Annotated in this window: 17 protein-coding genes, 1 tRNA gene and 1 pseudogene; 8 read left to right on the top strand and 11 right to left on the bottom strand. The window is 66.3% G+C overall.

The genetic code is table 11. From position 1 onward, the window contains the following. The 3 genes and pseudogenes from QZ332_RS11110 to QZ332_RS11100 form a co-directional block, all read right to left on the bottom strand. A pseudogene (locus QZ332_RS11110) lies at nucleotides 1-1181 on the bottom strand (polyribonucleotide nucleotidyltransferase); the annotation flags it as partial. Nucleotides 1182-1358: 177 nt separating this feature from the next. Next, nucleotides 1359-1625 carry a 30S ribosomal protein S15 gene (rpsO, locus tag QZ332_RS11105; RefSeq protein ID WP_295765344.1) on the bottom strand — a complete coding sequence of 89 codons (267 nt, stop codon included), beginning with the start codon at nucleotides 1623-1625 and terminating at the stop codon, nucleotides 1359-1361. Between the two features lie 177 nt (nucleotides 1626-1802). Next, nucleotides 1803-1958 (bottom strand): hypothetical protein, encoded by a 156-nt coding sequence (locus QZ332_RS11100; RefSeq protein WP_295765341.1) that lies wholly within the window; start codon nucleotides 1956-1958, stop codon nucleotides 1803-1805. A gap of 168 nt (nucleotides 1959-2126) precedes the next feature. On the opposite strand from QZ332_RS11100, the gene QZ332_RS11095 reads away from it, so the two are divergent. From QZ332_RS11095 to QZ332_RS11075, 5 genes are all read left to right on the top strand, one after another. Continuing rightward, on the top strand, nucleotides 2127-2525 hold the full coding sequence (locus QZ332_RS11095) for a GntR family transcriptional regulator (protein WP_295765339.1): 399 nt from the start codon (nucleotides 2127-2129) through the stop codon (nucleotides 2523-2525). Continuing rightward, nucleotides 2522-3415, top strand: a complete 894-nt coding sequence (locus QZ332_RS11090) for an ABC transporter ATP-binding protein (protein WP_295765335.1) — start codon at nucleotides 2522-2524, stop codon at nucleotides 3413-3415. Before QZ332_RS11095 ends, QZ332_RS11090 begins: the two co-directional genes overlap by 4 nt. Beyond that, nucleotides 3390-5423, top strand: a complete 2034-nt coding sequence (locus QZ332_RS11085) for a hypothetical protein (RefSeq protein ID WP_295765332.1) — start codon at nucleotides 3390-3392, stop codon at nucleotides 5421-5423. Before QZ332_RS11090 ends, QZ332_RS11085 begins: the two co-directional genes overlap by 26 nt. Before the next feature lie 3 nt (nucleotides 5424-5426). Continuing rightward, nucleotides 5427-6101, top strand: coding sequence for an N-acetylmuramoyl-L-alanine amidase family protein (locus QZ332_RS11080; protein ID WP_295765329.1), 675 nt, complete (start codon nucleotides 5427-5429; stop codon nucleotides 6099-6101). Nucleotides 6102-6205: 104 nt separating this feature from the next. Next, nucleotides 6206-6376 (top strand): hypothetical protein, encoded by a 171-nt coding sequence (locus QZ332_RS11075; RefSeq protein WP_295765327.1) that lies wholly within the window; start codon nucleotides 6206-6208, stop codon nucleotides 6374-6376. Between the two features lie 252 nt (nucleotides 6377-6628). Here the strand turns inward: QZ332_RS11075 and fabG are convergent, their stop codons facing one another. The 8 genes from fabG to QZ332_RS11035 all read right to left on the bottom strand — a co-directional run bounded on the left by fabG (nucleotide 6629) and on the right by QZ332_RS11035 (nucleotide 12260). After that, nucleotides 6629-7363: an elongation factor P 5-aminopentanone reductase gene (gene fabG / locus QZ332_RS11070; RefSeq protein ID WP_295765324.1), complete on the bottom strand. Its 735-nt coding sequence runs from the start codon at nucleotides 7361-7363 to the stop codon at nucleotides 6629-6631. 76 nt (nucleotides 7364-7439) lie between these two features. After that, nucleotides 7440-7516: transfer RNA gene (locus QZ332_RS11065), tRNA-Val, on the bottom strand. 178 nt (nucleotides 7517-7694) lie between these two features. Then, nucleotides 7695-8771, bottom strand: coding sequence for a branched-chain amino acid aminotransferase (locus QZ332_RS11060; RefSeq protein WP_295765321.1), 1077 nt, complete (start codon nucleotides 8769-8771; stop codon nucleotides 7695-7697). Between the two features lie 173 nt (nucleotides 8772-8944). Further along, complete coding sequence (locus tag QZ332_RS11055) at nucleotides 8945-9487, bottom strand: 2-oxoacid:acceptor oxidoreductase family protein (protein ID WP_295765317.1); 543 nt, start codon at nucleotides 9485-9487, stop codon at nucleotides 8945-8947. A 1-nt stretch (nucleotide 9488) separates the two neighbouring features. Then, entirely contained in the window at nucleotides 9489-10232 is a 744-nt protein-coding gene (locus tag QZ332_RS11050; RefSeq protein WP_295765315.1) for a thiamine pyrophosphate-dependent enzyme, read from the bottom strand. Between the two features lies 1 nt (nucleotide 10233). Beyond that, a complete protein-coding gene (gene vorB / locus QZ332_RS11045) occupies nucleotides 10234-11301 on the bottom strand; it encodes a 3-methyl-2-oxobutanoate dehydrogenase subunit VorB (RefSeq protein ID WP_295765312.1) in 1068 nt (355 codons plus the stop codon). Nucleotides 11302-11316: 15 nt separating this feature from the next. Further along, nucleotides 11317-11526, bottom strand: coding sequence for a 4Fe-4S dicluster domain-containing protein (locus QZ332_RS11040; RefSeq protein WP_295765310.1), 210 nt, complete (start codon nucleotides 11524-11526; stop codon nucleotides 11317-11319). Between the two features lie 59 nt (nucleotides 11527-11585). Continuing rightward, complete coding sequence (locus QZ332_RS11035) at nucleotides 11586-12260, bottom strand: hypothetical protein (RefSeq protein WP_295765307.1); 675 nt, start codon at nucleotides 12258-12260, stop codon at nucleotides 11586-11588. A 192-nt stretch (nucleotides 12261-12452) separates the two neighbouring features. Between QZ332_RS11035 and QZ332_RS11030 the strand changes: the two genes are divergently transcribed. The 3 genes from QZ332_RS11030 to QZ332_RS11020 all read left to right on the top strand — a co-directional run. Next, nucleotides 12453-13133 carry a FadR/GntR family transcriptional regulator gene (locus QZ332_RS11030; RefSeq protein WP_295765305.1) on the top strand — a complete coding sequence of 227 codons (681 nt, stop codon included), beginning with the start codon at nucleotides 12453-12455 and terminating at the stop codon, nucleotides 13131-13133. A 299-nt stretch (nucleotides 13134-13432) separates the two neighbouring features. Next, the gene (locus tag QZ332_RS11025) at nucleotides 13433-13945 is read left to right on the top strand and encodes a hypothetical protein (RefSeq protein WP_295765303.1); all 513 of its coding nucleotides are present in this window, start codon (nucleotides 13433-13435) and stop codon (nucleotides 13943-13945) included. A gap of 54 nt (nucleotides 13946-13999) precedes the next feature. Next, the coding region (locus QZ332_RS11020) for a carbon starvation CstA family protein (protein ID WP_295765300.1) at nucleotides 14000-14234 on the top strand (235 nt) is incomplete at its 3' end.

Below are 14234 nucleotides of genomic sequence, written 5' to 3'. Positions count from 1 at the left end.
ACGGAGTAGCCGGGGAAGTTGTAGTGGTGCATATAGCGCTTCTCCGTCTCCTCCCAGATGGTGTCCAGCTTCTGGTTGGCGGAGAGGGTGTCCAGGGTGACCACGGAGAGCACCTGGGTCTGGCCGCGGGTGAACAGGCCGGAGCCGTGGGCCCGGGGCAGGATGCCCACCTCGGAGCCCAGGGGGCGGATCTCGTTGCGCTGCCGCCCGTCCACGCGGTGGCCCTCCAGCAGCCACGCCTTGACGATCTTCTTCTGGAACTTATAGGTGATCTCGTCCAGGTACTTGTCCATCTCGGGGTACTCGTCCAGGAAGAGCTCGTGCCACTTCTCGACCAGGACGTTCCACCGGGCCTCCCGGACGTTCTTGTCGTCGGTGTCCATGGCGGCCTTGGCCTCGTCCATGGTGGCGGCGACGATCTTCTCGAACAGCTCCTCGTCGAAGTCGGCGTGGGGGTAGTCGAACTTCTCCTTGCCGATCTCGGCGACCATCCGCTCGATGAGGGCGACCTGCTTCTGGTTCTCCTCATGGGCCATCTGGATGGCCTTGAACATGGTGTCGTTGTCCACCTCGTTGGCCCCGGCCTCGATCATGACGACCTTTTTGCCGGTGGAGACCACGGTCACGTCCAGGTCGGAGACCTTGCGCTCCTCGCTGGTGGGGTCGAGGACCAGCCTGCCGTCCACGAGGCCCACCTTCACCGCGCCCACGGGGCCGTTCCAGGGGATGTCGGAGATCGCCAGGGCGGCGGAGGCGCCGATCAGGCCGCAGATCTCGGGGGAGCAGTCGTGGTCCACGCTCATGACGGTGGCCATGATGGACACGTCGTTGCGGAAGTCGTGGGGGAACAGGGGGCGGATGGGCCGGTCGATGACCCGGCTGGTCAGGACGCCCTTCTCGCCGGGGCGGCCCTCCCGGCGGTTGAAGCTGCCGGGGATGCGGCCCACGGAGTAGAGCTTCTCCTCAAAGTCCACGCTGAGGGGGAAGAAGTCGATGCCGTCCCGGGGCCGGGCGGAGGCGGTGACGCACACCAGCACGCGGGTGTCGCCATAGCCCACCATGACGGCGGCGTTGGCCAGCTCCGCCAGCTTCCCGACCTCCAGGGTCAGGGGGCGGCCCGCCAGGTCCATCTCATACTTGCGGTAGTGGGGGAACTGTCTTTGGGTGATGATGGTAGACATAGATACGCTCCTTTTCATTATCATCGGTCGTCCGGGAGCAGTCCTTTTCGTATTTGAAAGGTCGTCCGGCCCGTCCCGGGCGATCTTTCAAACACAAAAAGCAACGGCCCCCGGCGGGGTGGATGGGATCGCTACACGGAAAACAGGGCGGCGAGTGTCCGCCGCCCTGTTCGCGTCTCACTTACGGATGCCCAGCTTCGCGATGAGGGCGCGGTAACGCTCCACATCCTTCTTCTGGAGGTAGTCCAGGAGGCTGCGGCGCTTACCGACCATCTTCAGGAGGCCGCGGTTGGAGTGCTTGTCCTGCGGGTTCTGGCGCATGTGCTCGGTGAGGACGTTGATGCGCTCGGTGAGGATGGCGATCTGGACCTCGGGAGAGCCGGTGTCGGACTCGTGGGTGCGGTTGGCGTTGATGATCGCGGTCTTTTCTTCTTTGCGGAGCATAGTGGTTTCCACCTTTCCTTGATGTCCCCCGCAAAACTGTGCTCCGGGCCGGTGAACTTCCACGGGACAAAGCTTTGGGGGCGGTCGTTCTGTCCGCTGGGCGGACTCGTTAACTGTACCACAGGGGCCTGCCGTTGTAAAGGGGATTTTTGAAAAAACCCCAAAAAAGAGCTCTCCTCAGGTCTCGTTCGGCTTCTCCAGCACGGCATAGGCATAAAATCGGCTGGTCGTGGCGTCGTTCACCGTCTTGAGCATCTTGACGCTCCAGCCCTGTTCCAGGTATCCGTTCACCTCATCCAGGCTGCTGCCCCGGAGCAGGATCACCTTCTCCATCTCCCCGCCTCCTATCTGATCTAAAGGATGGTCCCACCTTATCACGACTCGCTCTTTTTTGCAAGCCCCCTTGACAAACCTGCCCGGCTGTGTTAATTTCATTAATACAGTTAATACAGTCCACTACAGTTGCGGCGGGCCTCCGCCGCGGAAGGGAAGGTATATGCGGTGATCAGCCTCAATTACCGGGACTCCCGGCCCATCTACGAGCAGATCATGGACGGGCTGCGGAAGCTGATCGTCACCGGCGCCATCGCTGCCGACGAGAAGCTCCCGTCGGTCCGCGCCCTGGCGACCCAGCTGTCCATCAACCCCAACACCATCCAGCGGGCCTATAACGAGCTGGAGGGCCAGGGGTACATCTACTCCGTCCCCGGCAAGGGCAGCTTCGCCACCGGGGACACCGGCGCCGACACGGCCCGCCGCCAGGAGCTCTGGGAGAAGGCCCGGGAGCTCGTGGCCGAGCTGCGCTACCTCGGCGTCACACAAGGGGAGCTCACGGCTCTCCTTGAGGGAGAGCCGTCCGGCGGGGTCCCCGCCGGGACCCAGAAGGAGGGAACACGATGATCCAAGTCGAGAACACCGTCAAGCGCTTCGACGGCTTCGCCGCCCTGGACGGCGTGACGCTCAGCGTCCCCGCCGGGAGCGTCTACGGCCTGGTGGGGCCCAACGGCGCGGGGAAATCCACCCTGATCCGCTGCCTCACCGGCATCTACCGCCAGGACGAGGGCTCCCTCTCCATCGACGGCTCCCCCATCTGGGAGGACGAGGCCCTGAAGTCCCGCGTCGCCGCCATCGCCGACGACTGGTACTACTTCCCCCAGGCCAGCATCCGGGACATGTGCCGGTTCTACCGGGGGTTCTACCCCCACTTCTCCATGGAGCGCTATGAGAAGCTGAAGGAGGTCTTCCAGATCGACGAGAAGCGCCAGCTCCGCCGCCTCAGCAAGGGGATGCAGAAGCAGGCCGCCTTCTGGCTGACCCTCAGCGCCATGCCGGACTACCTGATCCTGGACGAACCGGTGGACGGGCTGGACCCCGTCATGCGGCGGCAGGTCTGGTCGTTGGTCCTGGGGGACGTCAGCCAGCGGGGGACCACGGTGCTGGTGTCCTCCCACAACCTGCGGGAGCTGGAGGACGTGTGCGACCACGTGGGCATCCTGGACCACGGCAGGGTCCTGCTGGAGCGGTCCCTGGCCCAATTGCAGGACAACATGGTCAAGCTCCAGGTGGTCTTCAAGGACGGCGGCGGCGTCCCGGAGGGCCTGCCGGTCCTCCACGCCTCCCAGGTGGGGCGCATCCACACCCTCATCATGCGCATGAGCGCGGGGGACGCCCAGACCCTCCTGGCGACCTACGGCCCCATGCTGGTGGACGCCGTGCCGCTGACGCTGGAGGAGATCTTCATCTACGAGTTGGGAGGTGCCGACTATGCGGTCAAAGACATCGTTCTTTAATCCGACGCTGTTCAAGAAGGACCTCACGCGCTTCTGGCCCCTGTGGGGCGGCGCGTCGGCCCTGGGGGCGCTGGCTCCCCTGTACCTGCTGATGTGCCTGATCGACGAGGGCTTCCGCTCCTACGCCGGGCAGGGCCTGGAGGTCACGCAGCTCTACTACGCGGCCCTGGCCTACGGCGTGCCCGTCATCTCCCTGATCTACGCCGCCCTGTGCGCCCTGGCCGTGTGGGGCTGGCTGTACAACCCCCGGAGCGTGGGGCTGTACCACTCCCTGCCCATCACCCGGAAGGGCCTCTTCACCACCAGCTTCCTCTCCGGCATGGCCATGATGCTGATCCCCTACGCCGTCGTGGGCGGGCTGCTGGTGGTCATCTCCCTGGCGTCGGGGACCTTCGAGCCCGTGGGGGTCCTGGTGACCACCCTGGGCGTCCTGGGGGAGACGCTGTTCTACTTCGCCGCGGCCACGGCGGTGGTCTTCGTCACCGGGAACCCCTTCGCCTTCGCCGCGTTCTACTTCATCTTCCAGTTCCTGGGCTTTTTCGCCGAGTGGCTGATCACCATGCTGATGAACATGTTCTACTTCGGCGTGGACGAGACCTACCGGGGCGCGGCGTCCTTCCTCAGCCCTACGATCCATCTGGTGGATCATGTGGGCGTCCAGGGCCAATATGAGCAGATCGTCACCGCCGACGGCTGGATCGAAAACGGGGACCTGCTGTGGGTCAAACTGACCAACGGCTGGCTCATCGCCGTGTACGCCCTGGTGGGCGTGGTCCTCCTGGGGTGCGCCTGGGCGCTGTACCGCCGCCGGAGGAGCGAGTGCGCCGGGGACGTGGTGGCCGTGGGCTGGATGAAGCCCATCTTCCGCTACGGCGTGGCCCTCTGCGCCGCCGTGTCCGGCGGGGCGCTGCTGTACGCCCTCATCTGCGCGGACCTCTTCCAGGAGGGCCAGTGCGCCGACCCGGTCCCCATGGCCGTGTGCATGGCCATCGCCGGGATCGTGGGCTACTACATCGCCTCCATGCTGCTGGCCAAGTCCCTCAGGGTCTTCCAGGGCAGCCGCAGGGGCGTGCTGGGGACGGCCGTGGCCGCCGCGGCCATCTGCTGCGTCATCGCCGCCGACCCCTTCGGCGTGGAGGGCTGGGTCCCCTCCGCCGGGGAGCTGGAGAGCCTCACCGTCAACTTCCATGGCTCCTACGGCCGCGGCGCCGGCGCCACGGTGTCGGACCCCGGCGTCATGCTGAAGGTCCTGGACGCCGCCATCCTCGTGACGGAGCGGGCGGACGACCTGGACCGGGACCGGGAGACGGACGATGAGGCGTATATCACCTTCAACCTGACCTACCGCTACCCGGAGGGACGGCCCGTCTACCGCTACTACCGGTTCCCCGCCGCGGCCAACGAGGGGATCACCCAAATGCTGGCCAGGCTGGCGTCGGACCCGGACATCCAGGAGGCCAACATCTTCGACACCGTGACCCCGGGAGAGGACGTCAACATCGCCGCTTCCCGGCTCACCGGCGCGCATCTCAGCGGCCTGTACGGCCCGGGGGCGGAGGGGCCGGCGGATCTGGACCTGACGCTCCAGCAGGCCCAGGCCCTGGAGGAGGCCGTCCGGCGGGACATCCAGGCCGGGCACTTCGGGAAGACGCTGTTCCTCCCCACCTATGAGGAGTACGCCTCCGCCGCCTGCACCGGCGAGCTCCAGCTGTATTACCACCTCACCCTGCGGCAAAGCGACCGCCACGGCGAGAACTACACCCACAGCGACTGGGTGTCCATTGGCCTGTCCACGTACTGCACCGAGACCATCCAGGCCCTGGAGGACCTGGGCATCCTGGGCCTGGACCGCCGCCTCTTGACCGAGGCGGAGCGGGACGCCATGGACGCGGGCAGGATCCCCTACACCTACGAAGATCCCTATATCGGGTATCGCAAGGAGGGCCTCCTCCCTGCGGATGCCGTCTCCCCCGCGTCCTCGGCGGTCCACCCCGAGTATTCCTACTGACCTATGGCAGGGAGACGCGGCGGGGCGGACGGACGGCTGAGGATCCTCCGGCTCTGCGCCGTCCTGGCGGCCCTGACGGCGGCGGTGCTCATCACGGCCGCCGTCCGGCTGACCGGCCGGGCCTCCCTGCCCGCCCGGGCGGAGGAGGACCTCCCGGCGTACGTGGTCCGGGACCTGCTGGACGTGAACGAGTGGTCCCGCCCGGGCGAGCCCTTGAAAAAGGTCCGGGGCGTGGTCCTGCACTACGTGGGCAACCCCGGCACCACCGCCCAGGCGAACCGGGACTATTTCGAGTCCCTGGCGGACGGGGCCCTGGAGACCTACGCCTCCAGCCACTTCATCGTGGGCCTGGAGGGGGAGGTCCTCCAGTGCGTCCCCCTGACGGAGATCGCCTACGCCTCGAACGGCAGGAACGGGGACACCGTCTCCGTGGAGGTCTGCCACCCGGACGGGACGGGGGAGTGGTCCCCGGTGACCCGCGCCCGGGTGGTGGAACTGACGGCGTGGCTGTGCCGGGCGTTCCGCCTGGACCCGGAGGAGGACGTGATCCGGCACTACGACGTGACGGGGAAGCTCTGCCCGCTGTACTACGTGGAGCACCCGGAGGAGTGGGAGGCGCTCCGGGCGGACATCGCCGCCGGGATGGACGCGCAGGAGGCGGCGGAGCGGGCGGGCTGAAAAATTTTTTGAAAATTTTCCAAAAGAGTGAAACAAAACCGCCCTTCGAATCGTCTATCCTATAGACACGATCCCATGATCAAAGACAGGAAGGAGCCCCCCTTATGGAGCAGAGCAAAACCGCGGAGAACTTGTGGCGCGTCTGGGTCGATACCCGCCGCCGCGTCGTGTCCTTCCATGAGGAGGAGGACTGCAAGCTTTTGGAGTTCCGGGACCGGGACCTGTTTTTCAGCTGCATCGAGCAGTACACCGGGAAGCAGTACCGATACCAGTGACGGCGACATAGACGACCTAAGAGAGGGAGGCCGGACGGCCTCCCTCTCAGCCTGTCGAAAAGGCATTTTCGACAGGCTGAGCAAGTTTTCAGGGCTTTTTGAAAGTCCTGGAAACTTATCGATCAAAAACGAGAGGGACCCTTCCTGGGTCCCTCTCGTAGCTCTCTCCCTTCCCGCCGAGGAAGTCCCCTCTCCTTTTTCGGCACTCTGAGAGGGAGGCCGGACGGCCTCCCTCTTTCTCATGCCCCGCTGTCATACGATGAACCCCCCGTCGGCGGTCAGCACCTGCCCGGTGATGAACCCCGCCCGCTCCGAGGCCAGGAAGGCCACGGCCTCCGCCACGTCCTCCGGCCTCCCCAGGCGGCCCAGGGGGGTCTCCTCCACCAGCATGGCCTGCGTCTCCCTGCCCAGGGCCCGGACCATATCCGTCTCGATGCACCCCGGCGCCACGCAGTTCACCCGGATCTTCGACGGGGCCAGCTCCAGCGCCAGGGAACGGGTCAGGCCGATGACGGCCGCCTTGGTGCAGGAATAGGCCGTCTCGCAGCTCCCGCCCCGGAGGCCCCAGATGGAGGAGATGTTGACGATGCACCCCCGCTTCTCCGAGAGCATATGGGGCAGGGCGGCCCGGACCGCGTTCCGCGGCCCCGTCAGGTTCACCGCCAGGAGGCGGTCCCACGCCTCGTCCTCCAAGTCCTGGAACAGCCCCTGGTGGGAGATCCCGGCATTGTTGACCAGCAGCTCCACCGGCCCCAGGGCCTCCTCCGCGGCCCGCACCATGGCCTCCACCGCGGCCCGGTCCGCCACGTCCGCCTGGAAGGCCATGGCGGCGCGGCCCTGGGCGCGGAGGTCCGAGACGAGCTCCTCCGCCGCGTCCCGGCGTTCCAAATAACCGACGCACACCGGCCAGCCCTCCCGCGCCAGGACGGCGGCAACGGCCCGCCCGATGCCCCGGGAGGCCCCGGTGACCAAGGCAGATCTCCTCATAGGATCCGCTCCTCCCCTTCCGTGTCGTGAGCCGTCCGCTAAAAAGGAAGGCACGCCGGATGGCGTGCCTTTTTCCTGGTGGACGATACAGGACTCGAACCTGTGACCCCCTGCACGTCAAGCAGGTGCTCTAGCCAGCTGAGCTAATCGTCCGAAGCGAACACATATAAGATACACGAACTCCCCATGTTTGTCAAGCCTTTTCTTTCGTTTTCCCATTTTTCTTTCGATCCGCCCCAGGCCCGCGGGAGCCCGGGCCCCAGGCGGGCCCGGCCGCGCGGCGCTGGAGAGGCCCTCAGCGGCTGAGCCGCTGAGGGCCTCGGGGGACGGCTCAGCCCTTGCACACGGGCACGGTCCAGCCCTTGCTGTCGGGGATCCTGCCCCACTGGATGCCGGTCATGGTGTCGTAGAGCTTCTGGGTGACGGGGCCGATCTCCCCGCCGTTGATGAAGACCTTGTCGCCCTTCCAGTCCAGCTCCTTGACGGGGGAGATGACGGCGGCGGTGCCGGTGCCGAAGACCTCCTCCAGCTTGCCCGCGTGGCCGGCCTCCATCACGTCGGCGATGGCCAGGGGGCCCTCGACGACCTCATAGCCCCAGTCCTTCAAAAGCTCGATGCAGCTGCGGCGGGTCACGCCGGGGAGCACGGTGCCGGTGCAGGCGGCGGTGTAGATCTTCCCGTCGATCTTGAACATGATGTTCATGCTGCCGACTTCCTCGACGTACTTCTTCTCCACGCCGTCCAGCCAGAGGACCTGGGCGAAGCCCTTCTCCTCGGCCAGCTCGCCGGCCTTGATGGAGGCGGCGTAGTTGCCGCCGCACTTGGTGAAGCCGGTGAGGCCGGGGGCGGCGCGGACATACTCGTCCTCCACGTAGATGCGCACGGGATCGATGCCCTCGGCGTAGTACGCGCCGGAGGGGGCGCAGATGATGCAGAAGGTATAGTGCTTGCTGGCGTGGACGCCGAGGCCGACGTCCGTGGCGAAGACGAAGGGCCGGATGTACAGGGAGGCGCCGTCGATATGGGGCACCCAGTCCTTCTCCAGCTCCACCAGGGCCTTCACGGCCTGGACGAAGTCCTCCACGGGGATCTGGGGGACGCACATCCGGTCGGAGGAGTCCTGCATCCGCTGGGCGTTGCACTCGGGGCGGAAGAGCTGGACCACGTCATCGGCGGTGCGGTACGCCTTCATGCCCTCGAACAGCTCCTGGGCATAGTGGAAGACGACGGTGGCGGGATCCATGGGGAAGGGCGCGTAGGGGACGATGCGTGGATCGTGCCAGCCCTCGCCGGCGGTGTAATCCATGACGAACATGTGGTCGGTGAAGATCTTGCCGAAGCCCAGCTTGTTCTCGTCGGCGGGCTTCGCCTTGGGCGCGGCGGTCTTGGTGATCTTGATATCCAGCATGATGGACACTCCTATCCTTCGTTATTGGGGGGACGGGCCCCCGGCGCCGGGCCGGGGCCCGGTTTCTCACTTTGAACGATTATATGCCCGCCTCCCGGCAAAGTCAAGCGGCAAAGCGGCAAAAAGGGAGGGGCGCGGAGCCCCTCCCCCAAAAGGACGCGCCGGACCGCCCGTCAGGCGGGAGCGCCGCAGGCCATCCCGCGGTGCAGGGCCTCCAGGTTCAGAGGCACCAGCTTCGCCTTGGCCCCGGTGAACATCTCTTGGATCATGTGCTCGATGGTCTCGGGCTTCAGCACCCCCGTGGCGGCGACGTAGGCCCCCAGCATGACCATGTTGGCCACCTTGGCGTTGCCCAGCTCCGCCGCGATCTCGTCACAGGGCACGTACACGGCCTTCACATCGTCCCGCCGGACCTTGTCGGGGACGATGCTGCTGTTGACGAACACCGTGCCGCCGGGGGCGGCGGAGCCCTCGAACTTGGCCAGGGCGGCCCGGTTCATGGCGATGACCTCGCTGGGGCGCTCCACCAGGGGCGCGCCGATGCGCCCGTCGCTGATGATGACCGTGCAGTTGGCGGTGCCGCCCCGCATCTCGGGGCCGTAGGAGGGCACCCAGGAGGCCTCCAGATCCTCCTCCACGGCGGCTTCCACCAGGTTCTTGCCGATGGACATCACGCCCTGACCTCCAAAGCCGGACAGGATGACTTCCTTCTTCATCTCACATCGCCTCCGTATCCTTGATGACGCCCAGGGGATAGTACGCGGCCATATGCTCCATCAGCCACTGGTTGGCCTCCGCGATCTCCATGCCCCAGTTGGTGGGGCACGCCGCCAGCACCTCTATGAAGGTGAAGCCGTCCCCGGCCATCTGCCGGGCGAAGGCTTTCTTCAGGGCCTTCTTCGCCTTGTTCAGGTGGGGGATATCGGTGACGCAGACCCGCTCGGCGTAGACGCAGCCGTCCAGGGTGGCCAGCAGCTCGGCGACCCGGATGGGCATGCCCGCCTGCTCCTTCGTGCGGCCCAGGGGGGCGGTGGTGGCCTTTTGTCCGATCAGGGTGGTGGGGGCCATCTGCCCACCGGTCATGCCGTAGATGGCGTTGTTGATGAAGATGGTGGTGAACTTCTCCCCCCGCATGGCGGCGTGGACGATCTCCGCCGCGCCGATGGAGGCCAGGTCCCCGTCGCCCTGGTAGGTGAACACCGGCTGGGACGGATGGGTCCGCTTCACGGCGGTGGCCACCGCCGGGGCCCGGCCGTGGGCGGCCTCGATGGTGTCGAAAGAGAAGTAGTTCCCGGCGAACACCGCGCAGCCCACCGGGCACACGCCGATGGCCGTGCCCAGGGCCCCCATCTCCTCCAGGACCTCGCCGATCAGCTTATGTACGATGCCGTGGCTGCAGCCGGGGCAGTAGTGGAGCTCCGTGTCCTGCAGGCCCTTGGTCTTCTCATAGATCGCCGTCATCTCACCGGACCTCCTTCCAGGCGCTCAGCGCCGCCTGCTCGACTTCGGACACGCCGGGGATCGAACCGCCGCAGCGGCCGTAGAACCGGACGGGCTTGCGCTCGGCCACGGCCAGGCGCACGTCGTCCAGCATCTGGCCCAGGCTCATCTCCACGTCCAGCACCACCTTCACGCTCTCCTGGGACGCGATCTCCCGCAGGCGGGCGTAAGGGTAGGGCCACAGGGTGATGGGGCGGAACACGCCGGCCTTGACGCCCTGGCCCCGCAGCCCCTCCGCGGCGGTCTGGGCCACGCGGGAGGGCGTGCCGTAGGCCACGAAGACCACCTCGGCGTCCTCCAGCATGATCTCCTCCCAGCGGCACTCGTTGGCCTCCATCTCCGCCGTCTTCCGGGCCAGCTCCAGGTTGTGGGCCTCGCAGGAGGGGGCGTCGATCAGGAGGGAGGTGATGAAGTTGCTGTGCTCCCGCTCCCCCCGGCCGCAGGCGGCCCAGGTCTTCTCCGGCAGGCGGCGGGGCGTGCGCTCCTTCCAGACGATGGGCTCCATCATCTGCCCGATGAGGCCGTCCGCCAGGAGCACCACGGGGTTGCGGTACTGGTCGGCGATGTCGAAGGCCTCCTGGGTCAGGTCCGCCGCTTCCTGGATGTTGGCGGGGGCCAGGGTGATGGTGCGGTAGTCGCCGTTGCCGCCGCCCCGGGTGGCCTGGTAGTAGTCCCCCTGGGCGGGCTGGATGGAGCCCAGGCCGGGGCCGCCCCGCATCATGTTGACCACCACGGCGGGCAGCTGGCACGCCGCCATATAGCTGATGCCCTCCTGCTTCAGGCTGACGCCGGGAGAGGAGGAGGAGGTCATGGCCCGGACGCCGGACGCCGCCGCGCCGTAGACCATGTTGATGGCGGCGACCTCGGACTCGGCCTGGACGAAGACGCCGCCGCTGCGGGGCATGTGGAGGGACATGTACTCGGGGATCTCGTTCTGCGGGGTGATGGGATAGCCGAAGAAGCAGCGGCAGCCCGCCCGGATGGCGGCCTCAGCGATGGCTTCGCTGCCCTTCCAGATCTCTCGTTTCATGGGACGCGGCTCCTTTCAGTCTTTATGGATGGTGATGATGGAATCGGGGCACATCTTCGCGCAGCTGGCACAGCCGATGCAGGCGGCCTCGTCCGTGCAGGACGCGGGGTGGTAGCCCTTCACGTTGGTGCCTCCGTCCAGGGCCAGGATGTGCTTGGGGCAGGCGGTGACGCAGAGCCCGCATCCCTTGCACCGGTCCTGGCGGAAGGTGAGATGGATCGCCATGGGGCATGATCTCCTTTCCTTTTATCTCCTTTTTGTCTCCTTGTCCTCATCCGTCCCCATCATTCCCAGGGCCTCTTCATCCGGATCTCGATGGGGAACAGCGGCAGGTCCGCCAGCTGGTCCGCCAGCCGCTCCTCCGCCGCATGGCAGACGACGGGGATCCCGGTCCTCCGGGAGACCTCCTCCGCCAGGTCCGCGCCGGCGCGGACCACCTCCGCCGTGGTCTCGCCGCAGAGGTGGGTGTTGTTCACCAGCCCCGTGCAGGGCAGGCCCGTCACGGCCTCGATGCCCCGCAGGTACTCCACGGTGCCCTCCGCCGAGCGGACCTCCGGCCGGCTGGCGTTGACGAGGTAGAGGACCTGGCAGTCCTCCCGCAAAAGCCTGGCCCGCCAGCGGGCCAGCACCCTGGCCCCGGAGGGGTCGCCCCCCACGTCCAGCACCCCCCGGACCGTCCGATCCTCCAGCACGGACAGCAGCTCCGCCGGGAGGGCGGGCACGTCCGCGTCCGCGCAGGACTGGGGGGAGGCGATCAGGCGGACGCCCGCCGCCTCCAGCAGGTCGCGGCGCTCCCGGCTGCGGAAATAGGGGTCCACGATGTCCAGGTCCGCCAGGGCGGTCCGCTCCCCGTCCCCGGCCAGCGCCAGGGCGAGGTTCACGGAGAATTCGGTCTTCCCGGTGCCGTAGTGCCCGGTGACGATGGTCAGCCGGTGGGGGAAGCGTTCGGCGGCAGTCACGGCGGGGCCTCCTTCCGGGGACGGCGGTCATGTTGTCTAGTATATCCGTCCATTGTATGATGTCATTTTATACGAACTTTGGTCTGCTGTCAAGTCCTTCCTTGTTTTTTTTGGAGGGAGGCGTTATAGTACAGATATCGCCCGATCTTTCGAGAACGCCCGGCAGCCCCGCCGGAGGATGGAGGAACGTCTATGGAAGGCAAACGCGCCAAACTGTCGGAGCAGACGGCGGACCGGCTTTATGGATGGATCGTGGAGGAGCGCCGCTATCCCCCCGGCAGCAAGCTGCCCAACGAGAACGAGCTCAGCGAGGCCGTGGGGGTCAGCCGGACCACCCTGCGGGAGGCCATCTCCTTCTTGGTGGCCCAGGGCGTGCTGGACATCCAGCGGGGGAAGGGGACCTTCGTCGCCGGGGACCTCCCGGCCCCGGGGGTGGACCTGACGGCCCTGGCGGGCATCCGTTCCCGGGTCCGGGCCAAGGATCTTTTCGAGATGCGCCTGATCTTCGAGCCCGCCACAGTGGCCCTGGCCTGCCAGCGGGCCAGCGACGACGAGCTGGAGCAGATCCGCAAGAAGGCCGCCCGGGTGGAGCGCATCGCCGCCGAGGGGGGCAACTGGCCCCTGGCGGACCAGGAGTTCCACTGGGCCATCATCAAGGCGTCCCACAACGAGTATATGCGGCGGCTCTACCCCATCATCAACAGCGCCGTGGACGAGATCCTGCAGATCTCCCCCAGCCGCCAGCGGATGCAGGACATCGCCCTGGGGGACAACCGGATGATCCTGGACTTCCTCCTCCAGCGGGACGAGGCCGGGGCCCGGTACGCCATGAGCATCCACATGAAGCACCTCATCAACACCCTGCACGACTGATCCCAGGGGATCTTTTCGACAAAAACGCCGTCATCTCTTCCAAAGGATGACGGTGTTTTTTGTGCAGTATGCCGCTTGCTTTTTCCATATGCCCGCGCATCCCCTGGCAAAACTCACGATCCTTTCGTCCTTATTCACAAATTGTACACAAATTTGCTCAAACCCTCTTAACAAATCGCCGAGGCGGGTGTATAATGCCACTGCAAGCTGGGGGTCTCGGGATCCCCATGGAGGGGGCGCCCCCTCCATCGCCGTCCCTGGAGGGACGGCGGTCCCGGAGGGACGGATCGGAGGACGCTATGGAGATGACCCCTCAGGCATGCTTCGAGAAGCTGCTGAACGCCTATTCCCACAATTACGACGTCACCCGCGACGTGCCGTCGGAGGGCGGGACGTGGCCCGCCATGGCCCACTACTTCCTCCGAGACGAGCATTACCTCGTCCGCCGGGATAAGCAGTTCTACGCCACCGAGCAGCACGACTATACTTACTTCTACCTGACCGACCGTCTGGACGCCGCCCAGGCGCGGGAGCTGACCGCCCGGGCCCTGGAGACGGGCCTGGCGCAGATCCGGCCCCATAAGGAGCATATGAGCTCCTTCGTCACCCTGGTGGTCCTGGCGGGGGTCATCGACCCGGAGGCGAAGAAGGTCCTGAAGAAGACCCGCTTCCACAAGAATTTCAGGCTGGCACTCCATGGCTGGATGGAGTATCACATAGCAGCAATGGAATGTTCCACCGTGAGCTTCCTCTCCAATCCAGCCGGGAGGGGGGCCCGCAAGACCCTGGAGGCCAATTTCGCCTCCAAATGACCCCGGGGGAGAGGATCCCCCAAAACAAGATCATGAAAGAGGGAGAGTGTTTTCATGAACGGATTAGTACTTCTCATCATCAGCGTCGCTGTGCTGGTCGTCGGCTATATCTTCTATGGCCGCTGGCTGTGCAAGCAGTGGGGCGTCGGTGAGCTGGATAAGCCCACCCCGGCCCATGCCCTGGAGGACGGCATCGACTACGTCCCCGCCAAGGCCCCCATCCTGATGGGCCATCACTTCTCGTCCATCGCCGGCGCGGGCCCCATCACCGGCCCCATCGGCGCCGCCG

Source organism: uncultured Oscillibacter sp., assembly GCF_910584465.1.
Taxonomy (GTDB): domain Bacteria; phylum Bacillota; class Clostridia; order Oscillospirales; family Oscillospiraceae; genus Oscillibacter.
This window is presented reverse-complemented; position numbering and strand designations above follow the sequence as displayed.

Coding starts and splice junctions, on each gene's coding strand:
- rpsO (WP_295765344.1), bottom strand. CDS start 1,625: ATGCTCCGCAAAGAAGAAAAGACCGCGATCATCAACGCCAACCGCACC.
- QZ332_RS11100 (WP_295765341.1), bottom strand. CDS start 1,958: ATGGAGAAGGTGATCCTGCTCCGGGGCAGCAGCCTGGATGAGGTGAAC.
- QZ332_RS11090 (WP_295765335.1), top strand. CDS start 2,522: ATGATCCAAGTCGAGAACACCGTCAAGCGCTTCGACGGCTTCGCCGCC.
- QZ332_RS11085 (WP_295765332.1), top strand. CDS start 3,390: ATGCGGTCAAAGACATCGTTCTTTAATCCGACGCTGTTCAAGAAGGAC.
- QZ332_RS11080 (WP_295765329.1), top strand. CDS start 5,427: ATGGCAGGGAGACGCGGCGGGGCGGACGGACGGCTGAGGATCCTCCGG.
- QZ332_RS11075 (WP_295765327.1), top strand. CDS start 6,206: ATGGAGCAGAGCAAAACCGCGGAGAACTTGTGGCGCGTCTGGGTCGAT.
- fabG (WP_295765324.1), bottom strand. CDS start 7,363: ATGAGGAGATCTGCCTTGGTCACCGGGGCCTCCCGGGGCATCGGGCGG.
- QZ332_RS11060 (WP_295765321.1), bottom strand. CDS start 8,771: ATGCTGGATATCAAGATCACCAAGACCGCCGCGCCCAAGGCGAAGCCC.
- QZ332_RS11055 (WP_295765317.1), bottom strand. CDS start 9,487: ATGAAGAAGGAAGTCATCCTGTCCGGCTTTGGAGGTCAGGGCGTGATG.
- QZ332_RS11050 (WP_295765315.1), bottom strand. CDS start 10,232: ATGACGGCGATCTATGAGAAGACCAAGGGCCTGCAGGACACGGAGCTC.
- vorB (WP_295765312.1), bottom strand. CDS start 11,301: ATGAAACGAGAGATCTGGAAGGGCAGCGAAGCCATCGCTGAGGCCGCC.
- QZ332_RS11040 (WP_295765310.1), bottom strand. CDS start 11,526: ATGGCGATCCATCTCACCTTCCGCCAGGACCGGTGCAAGGGATGCGGG.
- QZ332_RS11030 (WP_295765305.1), top strand. CDS start 12,453: ATGGAAGGCAAACGCGCCAAACTGTCGGAGCAGACGGCGGACCGGCTT.
- QZ332_RS11025 (WP_295765303.1), top strand. CDS start 13,433: ATGGAGATGACCCCTCAGGCATGCTTCGAGAAGCTGCTGAACGCCTAT.